This is a genomic window from Basilea psittacipulmonis DSM 24701, from assembly GCF_000743945.1.
Lineage (GTDB): Bacteria > Pseudomonadota > Gammaproteobacteria > Burkholderiales > Burkholderiaceae_B > Basilea > Basilea psittacipulmonis.
Window position 1 is genome coordinate 1230029 of sequence record NZ_CP009238.1, and the last position, 13077, is coordinate 1243105.

The following is a 13077-nucleotide window of genomic DNA, read 5'->3' on the forward strand; positions in this document are numbered from 1 at the left end:
CACACTTTCCTTAAAAATAATACGATTGTGCAATAGGATAACGCCAATCTCTACCAAACGCACGACTGGTAATTTTAGGACCTATCGCTCCTTGTCGTCTTTTGTATTCATTTATCTTCAATAAACGAGCTACTTTAAGCACCTCTTCTTGTTTAAATCCTCGAGCGATAATCTCACTTGAGGACTCATTTTTCTCTACCATATACCGTAATATCGCATCTAATACGTCATACTCTGGCAAACTGTCTTGATCGACCTGATTATCTCTTAGTTCTGCAGATGGGGGTCTAGTGATGATACGTTCAGGAATAACGGGACTGTGCTGATTACGCCATTTTGCCAAATCATACACCAATGTTTTATACACATCTTTAATCACGGCGTAAGCACCCACCATATCACCATAAAGCGTACAGTAACCCGTCGCTAATTCCGACTTATTCCCTGTTGTCAACACCAAGGATCCGAACTTATTAGACAGGGCCATCAATAAATTACCTCGAATTCTTGCCTGTAAATTTTCTTCAGTCGTATCTTCTTTGAGACCCGCAAAAATAGGAGATAATGCAGAAGCAAAACTTTGCATCATAGGAGCGATTTCAATTTCATGATACGTAACATTCAGGTCTTTAGCCATTTTAGCCGCATCCAACAAAGAAATATCAGCCGTATATCGTGAAGGCATCATCACAGCTCGACAATGTTCACTTCCTAAAGCATCATGAGCGATAGCCAATACCACCGCTGAATCGATTCCACCCGATAATCCCAATACAATATCTTTAAAACCTGTCTTATGAACATAATCTCGCGTCGCCATGCACAAACAACGCCAAATTCTAGCTTCTATCGATTTATCATGAGCCAATACAGGTTCTTGTTCTAATGGGATACAAGTTTTCGCCGACCATTTAGTTCCGTTTAGAGAAACAAATCCGATGGACTCTTGACAGTCTGGCAATTCATCCGCGATGACACCATCTGCATTCACCACCATCGAAGAACCATCAAACACCAGTTCATCTTGACCACCCACCATATTGACGTAAACACAGTTTAAACCGCGCGAAACGATGTTTTTCTGTATCACCGCTAGTCGTTCGGAGACTTTTGAGTAGGTAAACGGAGACGCATTCAATGATAAGATGGTTTCAACGCCTAGTTTTTCGTATGTTTGGGCAATATGTTCAAACCAAATATCCTCACAGATGGCGATACCAAACTTATGTCCATCGATCTCCAGTACACAAGGGGTTTGTCCAGGGGTAAAGTATCGTTTTTCATCAAACACCGCATAATTAGGAAGTTCGTGTTTATAATATGTGGCCACTAACTCACCATTTTTGATACAAACCGCGGTGTTGTAATAACATTGACGACTTTCATCAAAATCAATCAGCCCCAAAATAACATATATATCAGGATACTGTGTTAATGCTGTTTTCAATTCATTTAATGCCAAAGATTGATTTTTAATAAAATCAGTTCTTAGCATTAAATCTTCCGTGGGATAACCTGATAACATCAGTTCTGGCAACAACAATACCTTGGCATGACGATTTGACGCTTGATGAACGGCATCTAAAATTCTTTTTTTGTTTTTCTTAAAATCACCAACTGTAGCGTTAAGTTGGGCATAACTAATGATTAATGAGTCTTTATCTTTCGTATTCATGTTCAATTGGGGTTCTATCAATATCAAGTCACTTATTTTAAACGCACCCTTAAATCCTTGCTTCAAATCCCATTCATCATCTTCAAATGAGACCGTGTCGTTTCAAAATCAATTGACTATTATTATTACATGATAAGCTTAGCTTAGCTATAATTACACTAGTTTAATTTTAGATAACTTACTTTCAGGAATTTTTTATGTCGAATAAAAACCAATTTGATAACAAGTCTCAAGCTTGGTCTGCTCGTTTTTCAGAACCTGTTTCAGATTTAGTAAAACGATATACCGCTTCTGTTTTTTTTGATAAACGATTGGCTTTATTTGATATACAAGGTTCTTTAGCTCATGCTGAAATGCTAGCCCACGTGGGCGTTATCACCTCAGATGATTACGCTAATATCCAAAAAGGGATGGCTCAAATTACCGCCGAAATCCAATCTGGCCAGTTTGAATGGTTATTAGATCTGGAAGATGTACATTTAAACATTGAAAAACGCTTAGTTGAACTTATTGGTGATGCAGGTAAACGACTTCATACTGGGCGTTCTCGCAACGATCAGGTTGCCACCGATATTCGTCTTTGGTTAAGAAATGAAATTGACCATATCATCGTGTTGCTAAAAGCACTACGCAAAGCATTAGCAACCTTAGCGGTAAAAGAACATGCAACGATTATGCCTGGGTTTACGCATTTACAAGTGGCTCAGCCCATTACCTTTGGCCATCACATGCTTGCGTATGCCGAGATGTTTGGTCGCGATATTGAACGTTTAGAAGATTGTCGAAAACGCACAAACAGACTACCACTGGGTGCGGCCGCTTTGGCAGGAACCACTTGGCCTATCGATCGTCAAAGAGTGGCCCAAACGCTTGGTTTTGACTCGGTTTGCGTAAACTCGCTGGATGCCGTATCTGACCGCGATTTTGCCATTGAATTTGTAGCCGCCGCTTCATTAATCATGATGCATATTTCCCGTTTTTCAGAAGAACTGGTTTTATGGATGAGTCCTCGTATCGGATTTATCGACTTAGCGGATCGTTTTTGCACAGGTAGTTCTATTATGCCTCAGAAGAAAAACCCAGATGTTCCTGAACTAGCCCGTGGCAAAACAGGTCGTGTTTACGGACATCTTCAAGCATTGCTTACCTTGATGAAAGGCCAACCATTAACATATAACAAAGATAATCAAGAAGACAAAGAGGGACTTTTTGATTCAGCCGATACGATCAGAGATACCTTAACAATTTTTGTCGATATGATTCCAGGTATTCGTGTCAAAAAAGAACGTATGGAAACTGCCGCCAAAGAAGGTTTTTCGACCGCAACAGACCTAGCCGACTATCTTGTTAGAAAAGGCATGCCTTTTAGAGATGCTCATGAAACGGTTGCTCTAGCGGTTCGTCAATGTGAAGAAAAAGGTTGTGATTTAGCGGATTTATCATTGGCTGAACTTCAAACACTCCACCCTAGTATCGGTGAAGATGTGTTCCAATTCTTAACATTAGAAGGTTCTGTTTCAGCACGTAAACATATCGGTGGCACTGCTCCTGAAAGAGTATTAATTGAAGCTCACTCCATTCTTAATGAATAAACATGATGAATTACATTCCCAAAAGTAGTCCGGCCCGATTAACCGAGCCGGCTACTCGAAAACTCCCCAGAAAAGCACTTGTTTTTGCCATATTCTTATATACTTTTTTTGGTCTTTTTTATCGTGAACCATGGAAAACACCTGATTTAGTCGGTTTATCCACCATGATTCATGTTGCGGAACATAATTTTAGCGATTTAATGCCTCAAGTTGGTGGCCTACTTTATCCGAATGAAGGCTTGATCACCGCATGGATAGGGGCTATTTTTATCAAAGTATTCAGCCCTTTTATTGCACTATTTACCCAAGCAGACGAAGCGATCATTATCGCCGCTCGTTTAGCTAACTTTCTTTACATTACCCTTATCTTATACGGGGTATGGTATGGCACTTACCTACTATCTCGTCGAAAAGAATGTCAGCCAATTGCACTACCTTTCGGTGGCGAACCACACCCCAGAGACTACGGCAGAATGTTAGCAGACGTTGCATTTATGTTCGTTATTGCCACACTTGGCATTATCGTTCCTTTGCACGAGACATCAGGATTTCCAGTAACCTTAGCTTTAGTTTCCTTATGCTTTTATGGTTTTTGTCGCTTACTGGATCGCCCCTATATCGCCTTTTTCTGGCTTTTAGCAGGATTCACTGGCTTATTACTTAATCATGAATGGATAGCTTGCATCGCCGTGTTTATCACTTCTTGCATACTGATGGGCACTCCTAATATTTACACCCAACCATCCAAAGCAAGCTTATTAATGGCACTTGTTATCTCCATCATTTTAAGTTTGCTCGTATTAGCCTACGCATTAAGTACTTATCATCCTATTTCTTTATCACTTGATCAATGGCTTCAACAAACATTATCAGCGATAAAATTGGACCGAATCAGCGATTTTTTCAGTAAATTTAGAGATAGTTTTTGGTTTTATTGGCCCATTTGGCCTTTTGCCTTAATGGCTTTATATCGTTGGAGACACTATCTTTTGTCGCCTCATATTTGGATTCCAACCGTCTTTTTTATCACGGCCTTTGTGTTGTCACTGGTTTTCAATGATGATCATAAACTTCACTCTCTTGCATTTAGCGTTATTCCTATGGCATCGTTAGCCGCCATGGCGATTCCGACCTTACGTAGAAATATTATCAATGCTATCGACTGGTTTGCCATCATGGTGATTTCGTTAACCTTAGTGGCTATATGGCTAGGTTGGTTTGCTTTATATTTCGGATGGCCTACAAAACTTCACTTCAATATTATTCGTTTATTAAATGGCTATAACCTATTTCCGTCTTTTTGGGCCTTATGTGGCAGTATTGTCGTGACCATTTTGTGGGTGATGCTGGTTTCATGGCGTTTAAAACTTAAACCCAGTGCATTGTGGCGTGGACTCGTGTTATCTGCAGGAGGCCTTATTTTATCTTGGATTATGTTGGCATTATTATGGTTGCCTGCCATTAATTACAATCGCAGTTATCAAGAAGTCACCTTAGCATTAGCCGATGTCGTTAAGCAACTGCCCCAAGATGCCTGCATCAATGCCTCACATATCGGTATTGGACAAAGAGCGGCTTTTGAAGTATTCGCACATCTGCGTTTTTCTGAGAATCCCGCTTGCACTTACACACTGGTACAAACTCATAAACGTCATGATGCTTTAATCATTAATACCCTTCGTCAAAGCGATAAAGTCGTATGGGAAGGCGCACGAAAAACCGACAGATATGAGCATTTTATGTTGTTACACAAATAATAAACATGAGTATATTTAAAACCATTGCCAAACAAACTGCCCCTATTTACATCACTTCTTTAGCGTCTATGTCATTCGGCGTTATGGATACGGCCATGCTAGGACATTACAGTCCAGATTCACTACAAGCGATGTCCCTAGCAACATCCATTTATGTAACGGTCTATATCTCTCAATTAGGGCTATTAGAAGCACTTATCCCTATTTGCTCGCAACTGTTTGGCAAAAAAGATTACGATAAAATCAGTTATTTTGTCGTACAAGGATATTGGTTTGCCATATTTTTCTCGATTATTGGTGCCATTATCCTACTGCACCCTGAAATATTCTTATGGATGTTGAGCGTTGACCTAGATGATCAAGTCCTAAAAGAAATCAAAGTGTATTTATCGATCAATACCCTTTCTTTGCTTGCTAGCAACCTTTTTCGTGTTCAATACGCCCTTTGCACCTCCATGCAAAAACCTCAGATGATTATGTACATTAACCTCATCTCTATGGTTTTCAAAGGCATCTTTAATTATCTATTTATTTTTGGATGGTTTTTCATTCAACCTATGGGTAGTACAGGTGCCGCCATATCAAGCTGTTTAGTCGCATGGATAATGTTTTTTCTAGGATTTTGGGTCATCAAAAACGCTCACTTTTACACGCAATTAAAATTTTCATCTTTTAGACCATGTTGGCAAGCACAAAAAGAAATTTTAAAGCTTGGATTACCCATGGGAGGCTCATATTTAGTAGAAGTTAGCTCTTTTACACTGATGGCATTACTTGCAGCAAATGAAGGCAAATTCGTTTCGGGTGCCCATCAAATCATGGCCAATTTAGCGGCAGTATTTTATATGTTTCCCATGTCTTTAGGTATTGCCAGTTGTTCGATTATCGCTTATACGATTGCCCAACAAAATCAAGAACGAATCAATCAAATCGTTCGCGACAGCTTCATCTTGGCTTTTTCTGTGGGTCTATTTACCGTAGTCGTAACGACTTTATTTAAAGATCATATTATCGCCGCCTATACGAATATCGATGAGACGAAAGCCATTATTGCAGGCTTATTGTGTATCATGCCCTTTTTTCATTTATCCGATGTATTGCAATGTATGATGGCCAATATTTTAAGGGCTTACAAAATCGCCACCACACCTTTTGTATTACAAACACTAATACTCTTTATTTTTGGTTTAGGCGGCGGATGGTATTTTGGTTATTACCAAGACAGCAACCTCTTAGCCTTTATCAATACATGGGCAACCCCTCACGTGCCAAAAGGTATTGCAGACTTATGGATAATGTGTAGTATCGCCTTGTTTATATGTGGCAGTATGTTATGTATTTGGTATTTCCGCTACATCAAAAAAATACCTTTGGAAAAATTTAACTAAATATATTGATTTATTATCAAAATTCATATAAAATTATCGTTTACCTAAATTTTAGGTGTTTTTTTTAGAAGGCAGATTCGGGCCAAAAATCGAATCTATAACTTAATGAGGTATTTATTATGGCTAAAGTATGCCAATTAACCGGCAAACGCCCAATGTCGGGAAACAACGTTTCACACGCACAGAACAAGACTCGTCGTCGTTTTTTACCTAACTTACAAAGCCGTCGCTTTTGGGTTGAAAGTGAAAACCGCTGGGTTCGTTTACGCTTATCAACTAACGCTTTGCGTACAATTGACAAAAAAGGCATTGATGCAGTATTAGCTGAAATGCGTGCCAATGGCCAAAAAGTTTAAGCCAATTTTTAAATAAGGAGTTTACAAATGGCTAAAGGTATTCGTGAAAAAATCAAACTTGAATCTACTGCTGGTACTGGTCACTTCTACACTACGACGAAGAACAAACGTACGATGCCTGAAAAAATGGTTATCAAAAAGTACGATCCAGTAAAACGTCAACACGTTGAATACAAAGAAACGAAGTTGAAATAATCATTCAAGAAGCCTCAGAACCTTATTTCTGGGGCTTTTTATTTACCACGCCGATTTTCTTACCATCATTTTTCCTAAAGCTTTACCCCTCCCTCATTCTCTATTCATCCGCTTGATCAAACGGGATATTATTCTTCTAATGCTTTTTATCTTTATGTTTTCCCGTTTGAAGAACTTCATCCGCTTAACCCGCCGAGAAGTCTTTTTGTAACACGTTCTTACCCCCCCCCACCCCTCCACATCCTAAACTGTAATATCCACCCACCATCCACTTATTAAGCCACTTAAACACTTATTATCAGACGATTCGTTCTTTCAAAAGCACTCCAATACAGATTATTTTCTCATCCATCACTTCAACATCTGATGATTACAGGCTCTTTTTCACTTTCTACCCCCTTTATTAGGAAAAATCCTAATACCAGAAATTTAAGTTTTTTTATCATTAAATATCAACCACCTAAAAACCAATCGCTTGTTTTCAAAGACAGAAATTATTTTTTGTCTAAATTTATTCATGCAATCTTCTATAAATTCATATAAACTTAGTCAAATGGAGAAAACGCGATAAAAAGACAGAACGACATGAATGAGCAAATAACACATTCCCCACTTCTATTAGAAGTTAAAAATTTAGAAGTCAGTTACCCAACTCGGCACGGTACCTTTCATGCTATCAAACATATATCATTTAACTTAAACAGAGGCGAAATTCTCGGTATCGTAGGAGAGTCTGGTGCTGGAAAATCCACGATTGGCAACGCTATCACAGGCTTATTAACACCACCAGGCAAAGTGACTTCTGGTGAAGCATATTTAGACGGTCAATCCCTACAAACACTTGATGAAGAAACGTTAAGAAAGATTCGAGGCAAAGACATTGGCTTTATTTTTCAAGACCCAATGACCTCTTTAAATCCTTTACTAACGATCGGCGAACAGCTGATGGAGCCGATGTTTATTCATTTAAACCTATCAAAAAACGAAGCTTATGAAAAAGCAATCCATTTGCTCAATAGTGTCGGCATTAATAATCCAGAACTGCGTTTAACTCAGTATCCACACGAGTTTTCTGGAGGTATGCGTCAACGCGTAGTAATCGCTATTGCATTATCAACCGATCCTAAGCTAATTATTGCCGATGAACCGACTACGGCACTGGATGTATCTATCCAAGATCAAATTTTGCAACTTATCAAAAAACTCTGTAAAGAACATGATGTTGGCTGTATTTTAGTGACCCATAATATGGGCGTGGTCTCAAAAATCACGGACCGTGTGATGGTTACCTATCGTGGCGAATTAATGGAGATTGGTCCCACCCATCAAGTGTTAACACAACCCCAACATAACTATACTAAAAGTCTGATTTCTGCTGTCCCGCCGTCAGAAAAGAAAATTGAACGTTTTCCTTTGGTCAGCTACATTGAAGAAGGGGCGACGCATCAAACTTTGAACATCTCTGAACATTGGTTAGGCACTAAAACCGACGAAGATATCGCCGTCAATTATGACGACATCTTACAAGTGAATCACATCAATCTAAAATTCTGTATTCAGCATTCCTTACTGCCTCAACGTAGGCGATATTTACATGTCGTCAAAGATGTAAGTTTTCATGTTGCAAAAGGCGAGTGCTTTGGTTTAGTGGGTGAATCTGGTTCAGGTAAATCAACGATTGCCCGCATGATTTCTGGTTTATATACGCCAGATAGTGGACAAATTATTTTTGAGGGAACGGATCTCACTTCACTTAAAAATGAAAAGGCCCGTTTACCTTATCGAAGAGCCATGCAAATGATTTTTCAAAATCCGTACTCTTCGTTAAACCCTAGAATGAAAGTTAAAGATATTATCGCTGAACCTATCTTATTTCATCACTTAGCCAAACCAGATGAAGTCACAAAAATCGTTGATACTCTTATCGATTATGTGGGCCTATCCAAACTATCAGGAAACAAATATCCACACGAATTTTCAGGTGGTCAACGACAAAGGATTTCAATTGCTCGTGCCTTAGCCACACGCCCAAGACTATTGATCTGTGATGAACCCACGTCCGCTCTGGATGTCTCGGTACAAGCTCAAATTTTAAATTTACTCAAAGATCTACAAGATGAATTACAACTGAGCATGATTTTTATTAGTCATGACTTGCCTGTCGTTCGTCAAATGTGTCATCGTATTGGGGTATTAAAACTAGGTGAACTCGTTGAAGTCAATGATAGTGACCGTATTTTTGAAGCACCTCAAAACTTATATACCCAAGAGTTAATTAACTTAATTCCGCGTTTTGACAGCAGAAATTCTTACTAAAGGAGCTTTTTATGAAGAAAACACTTTTATCACTGATTCTTTCAGCTACATTGGGGGCGACGGCCCATGCAGCAGACTTAACGATTGCTTATAGTGCGGATCCCGTTTCTATGGACCCGATGGAGCAGCTATCACAAGAAACCATGCAAATGGCTTATACCTTATTTGAGCCATTAGTCTATAGCGATCAACATTTAAAAACACAGCCTCGTTTAGCTGAACGTTGGGAGCAAATTGATCCCAAAACCATGCGTTTTTATTTAAGAAAAGGCGTGAAATTTCACAGTGGCAATACGATGACCGCTGACGATGTGATATTCAGCTTTAATCGCGAAAAACAATCTGTCGATTTCAAAGCCTTATTTGAGCCATACACTGAAATGAAAAAAGTGGATGACTACACAGTGGATTTGGTCATGAAAGAACCTTATCCTTTGGTATTACAAAATATGACATACTTGGTTGTGATGGATAGCCAGTTCTATAGCGGGAAAGATGAAAATGGCCAAGACAAAGGTTTAGTAGAAAAATCATCGAACACCTACGCTTCTCACCATGTTTCTGGTACAGGTCCATTCAAGTTACAAAGCTTCCGTCCTGGACAACGTAGTGAATACGTGCGTTTCGATGACTATTGGAACAAAGCTAACACAGGTAACGTTGATAAAATCACCTTAGTCGTTATTAAAGAAAATGCCACTCGTTTATCTGCATTATTATCCAATGATGTGGACTGGATTTATCCTGTACCACCAACGGATTTAGACCGTGTACGCGATGATAAAAACCACAAACTCTACTCTATTCCCAGTGATCGATTGATTGCCATCCAAATGAACGCTAACGTGGTGCCTGCTTTTAAAGATGTACGCGTCAGACAAGCCGTCGTGGCAGCTGTCAATAACGAGGGGATTGTTGAAAAAATCATGAGAGGCAATGCCACCGCTGGCGCTCAATTCTCTCCAGATGGCTTTTCTGGCCACAATCCAGACTTGAAACCTCATTATGATTTGAAAAAGGCCAAAGAACTCATGAAAGAAGCGGGTTATGAAAAAGGATTTAACGTTACATTCATCTCGCCTAACGATCGTTACGTAAACGATGAAAAAATCGCTCAAACCGTTTCCGCTATGTTATCTCGCATCAACATCAAAGTCGATCTGAATGCTATGCCACGTGCACAGTACTGGAATGAATTTGATAAATGTGCCGCAGGACTACAACTGATTGGCTGGTCTTCTGACACCATGGATTCAGCAAACTTTAGCGAATTTTTAACCATGACCAGAGATGAAAAAACTGGCTATGGCCAATACAACTGTAATGGTTATAGCAACCCCAAACTTGATAAACTCGTGCAAGATGCTAATTTTGAAACAGATACGAACAAGCGTAACGAAATGCTCAGAGAAGTTTCTAAAATTGAATATGATGATGCCGTTGTCATTCCATTGCACTGGGAAAACCTTAACTGGGGCATGAGCAATAAAATTGAAAACTTTGATGAAGTAGTTAACCTTAAAAACTTCCCATTGTGGGATCAGCTCAAAATCAAAGAGTAAGCGTTACATTCATCTCATCTTTCAGGGTGTGTCTCGCACCCTGATATTTGCTTAAAGATATAAAAATATGTTGACATTTCTTTTTAAACGCCTAGTACAACTGCTGATTGTCATGCTCGCCATTTCGTTTATTGCTTTTGCTATCCAGCAAAACCTTGGCGACCCTGTGGCCCAAATGACTGGACTGATGACTTCAGCTGAAGATAAAGCACTCTTACGAGAGAAACTAGGACTTAACGATCCCTTCTTAGTACAGTATTGGAACTATATTGTTGGCATCGTCACTCATGGCGATTTTGGCAATAGTTACTTCTATAAAAAACCAACGATAGCATTAATTTTTGAAGCACTCCCCGCTACATTAGAACTTGTCTTTGTCACCGCAGTTATCGTCATCGGTTTATCCATTCCTTTAGGAATTTATGCCGCCATTCATCCCAGAAATTGGCTCACCAAAATTATTATGGGTGTTTCTACCATTGGGATTTCTATTCCTGTGTTTTTGACCGCTATTTTATTGTTGTATATATTCTCTCAGACATTAGGTTGGCTACCTTCTTTTGGCAGAGGTGAAGTGGTCGAATTCTCCGATGGTGCTTGGTCAACAGGCTTATTAACCAAAGATGGGATTTTGCATCTTATACTGCCATCCATCGCCTTATCAACCATTATGTTACCTTTGTTTATTCGCTTAATTAGAAGTGAAATGATGGAGTCGCTTGGACAAGAATACATTCGTTTTGCTTATGCCAAAGGATTACCCAAACGTTTAATTTTTTACACACACGCTTTAAAAAACACCATGCTTCCTGTCATTACAGTGGGAGGCGTACAACTGGGAACCATGATTGCTTATACCATTTTGACCGAAAGAGTGTTCGAATGGCCTGGATTAGGGAATTTATTTTTATATGCCATTAATCGTGCCGATGTGCCACTTATTACGACCTATATTATTTTTGTAGGATTTATCTTTGTCTTCACCAATACCGTTGTAGATATTATTTATGGATTGATTGATCCTCGTGTCAAAAATATCGGAGGTAAATCATGAAAAAGTTTTTGCAAAGTGATTTCTTTTATTATTTTAAACATGACAAAGTGGCGATTTTCTCCTTTTGCGTACTTGCATTAATTATTTTAGCTGCTTTGTTTGCTCCCGTGATAGCCCCTCATAATCCCTATGATCTCTCAACCATTGATATTATGGACTCTGAGTTAGCACCCATCGGGCTAAATGGTTATGATGAACGTTTCTTATTAGGAACAGATGAACAAGGACGCGATATTTTATCCACCATTTTATATGGTCTTCGCACTTCATTAACCATCGGCTTTTTTGCGGTACTAGCCCAAATGATTTTAGGGGTGCTCATCGGCCTTTTGTCTGCTTATTATGGCGGATGGGTTGATAACTTATTAATGCGAATTGCTGATATTCAACTATCTTTCTCAACCCTAATGGTGGCTATTATTATTTCTGCCATTTTTAAAACATTATTTGGCACCGCATTTTTTGCAGACAATGCAATAATTATTTTGATCATCATTATCGGTATTGCTGAATGGCCTCAATATGCCCGAGCAATCAGGGCCAGTGCATTAGCTGAAAAAAGCAAAGAATATATCGAAGCGGCTAAAGTCATGGGCTTACCTCCCAAACGCATTATGTTCAAACACATGTTACCGAATTGCCTATCGCCGATTTTAGTTATTTCAACCGTACAAATTGCCAATGCGATCATGAGTGAAGCTGCCCTATCCTTTTTAGGACTCGGCATGCCTCCCGATAAACCATCACTCGGTTCTTTGATTTCAAATGGCTTTAATTATATTAGCTCGGGATCATGGTGGATTACCTTATTCCCTGGCATTATGCTAATTATCCTAACCTTAGTCGTTAATCTATTAGGTGATTGGCTAAGAGATGTCTTTAATCCAAAACTGTATAAAGGATGATGGTGACAGATAGTGACAGCGACCTGTTGGATACAGGAATGAAGCATTGTCCACGTTCTTTATAAAAAAATAAGCCATGATGAGGGGGGGGGTGTATCACGATAGCGATGCGACACTCCTTTACTTTTTCGATATAAAAAAGTCGTTCACATTCTGCAATAAGCTCGCATTATTTTTCGATGCATTCGTGATGTATTCGATGCATTATCTGTCTAATGACTCAACGTACCTATCTCTTATGGGTGAGATATTATTTTGCAGTAAAGAATTATTTTTG

At 39.1% G+C, this 13077-nt stretch carries 10 protein-coding genes; 9 read left to right on the forward strand and 1 reads right to left on the reverse strand.

Annotation, left to right across the window (positions count from 1 at the left end; translation table 11 throughout):
• Nucleotides 1–10 precede the first annotated feature (10 nt).
• Nucleotides 11–1675, reverse strand: coding sequence for an NAD+ synthase (locus IX83_RS05335; protein ID WP_038499975.1), 1665 nt, complete (start codon nt 1673–1675; stop codon nt 11–13).
• A 197-nt stretch (nt 1676–1872) separates the two neighbouring features.
• Between IX83_RS05335 and argH the strand changes: the two genes are divergently transcribed.
• The 9 genes from argH (at nt 1873) to IX83_RS05380 (ending at nt 12800) form a co-directional block, all read left to right on the forward strand.
• Nucleotides 1873–3267, forward strand: a complete 1395-nt coding sequence (gene argH / locus IX83_RS05340) for an argininosuccinate lyase (RefSeq protein WP_038499978.1) — start codon at nt 1873–1875, stop codon at nt 3265–3267.
• 2 nt (nt 3268–3269) lie between these two features.
• Nucleotides 3270–5024 (forward strand): hypothetical protein, encoded by a 1755-nt coding sequence (locus IX83_RS05345; protein WP_051919351.1) that lies wholly within the window; start codon nt 3270–3272, stop codon nt 5022–5024.
• 5 nt (nt 5025–5029) lie between these two features.
• Nucleotides 5030–6412 (forward strand): MATE family efflux transporter, encoded by a 1383-nt coding sequence (locus IX83_RS05350; protein WP_038499980.1) that lies wholly within the window; start codon nt 5030–5032, stop codon nt 6410–6412.
• Between the two features lie 119 nt (nt 6413–6531).
• Complete coding sequence (gene rpmB / locus IX83_RS05355) at nt 6532–6768, forward strand: 50S ribosomal protein L28 (RefSeq protein ID WP_038499983.1); 237 nt, start codon at nt 6532–6534, stop codon at nt 6766–6768.
• A gap of 27 nt (nt 6769–6795) precedes the next feature.
• The gene (gene rpmG, locus IX83_RS05360; protein WP_038499986.1) at nt 6796–6963 is read left to right on the forward strand and encodes a 50S ribosomal protein L33; all 168 of its coding nucleotides are present in this window, start codon (nt 6796–6798) and stop codon (nt 6961–6963) included.
• 585 nt (nt 6964–7548) lie between these two features.
• A complete protein-coding gene (locus tag IX83_RS05365) occupies nt 7549–9279 on the forward strand; it encodes a dipeptide ABC transporter ATP-binding protein (protein WP_038499989.1) in 1731 nt (576 codons plus the stop codon).
• Between the two features lie 11 nt (nt 9280–9290).
• Nucleotides 9291–10841 (forward strand): ABC transporter substrate-binding protein, encoded by a 1551-nt coding sequence (locus IX83_RS05370; protein WP_038499992.1) that lies wholly within the window; start codon nt 9291–9293, stop codon nt 10839–10841.
• Between the two features lie 67 nt (nt 10842–10908).
• Nucleotides 10909–11895, forward strand: coding sequence for an ABC transporter permease (locus IX83_RS05375; protein ID WP_038499995.1), 987 nt, complete (start codon nt 10909–10911; stop codon nt 11893–11895).
• Entirely contained in the window at nt 11892–12800 is a 909-nt protein-coding gene (locus IX83_RS05380; RefSeq protein ID WP_038499998.1) for an ABC transporter permease, read from the forward strand. The genes IX83_RS05375 and IX83_RS05380 overlap by 4 nt, the downstream gene beginning before the upstream one ends.
• Nucleotides 12801–13077 lie beyond the last annotated feature (277 nt).